Origin of the sequence: Acinetobacter sp. IK23 (genome assembly GCF_035615275.1) — a bacterium.
Classification (GTDB): Bacteria; Pseudomonadota; Gammaproteobacteria; order Pseudomonadales; family Moraxellaceae; genus Acinetobacter; species Acinetobacter seifertii.
Map to the genome: position 1 here is coordinate 1 of NZ_JANBNX010000071.1, position 597 is coordinate 597.

Below are 597 nucleotides of genomic sequence, written 5' to 3' on the forward strand. Positions count from 1 at the left end.
TCAGGTTAGTTAAGGCATCACCGACATTGCTAGCATTAACTGTTGTACCGTCAGTTTTAGTGGTGACATAGGTTGGCGAGCTGACTGCACCGGTAGTGCTGTCATAACTTGCGCCACCACCCAGATTATTGGCGGTGCTGTTGCCCAAGGCATCAGTCTTGTTATTGCTTGACGTGCTTAATGCATCAAGCTGGCCTTTGTTTACTGCATCGGTAGCATTGGTGCCTGCTGCTACGTTACTGATGGTGTTCCCAGCAGCATCAATACCTGTCTTGGTCACACTTGGTCCACCAGCGATGGTTAATCCATTGCTATCCAGCTTGCTGTCACCTGTGGTTACGCTGTCCAGATCCAGATCACGATTCAGTCCATACTGAATTGTATTGCCACTCTTGGTCACTTTCAGATTGGTTTCACCTGCAACCGTACCAATATCTACCGTATCGCCAGCTTTGACTGCAGCCGCATTTGACCCATTGCTTTGTAAAGTCCAGCCTTTATCTAATGCCGTGATCGCATCGCCCACGTTATTGACGTTGTTGCCATTCACGGTATAGGTTGGCGAGCTGACTGCACCTGTCGTGCTGTCATAGCTTG

Annotated in this window: 1 pseudogene; it reads right to left on the bottom strand. The window is 49.1% G+C overall.

Annotated elements, in window-relative coordinates:
* Positions 1 to 597: pseudogene (locus tag MSG95_RS18890) on the bottom strand (hypothetical protein); the annotation flags it as partial.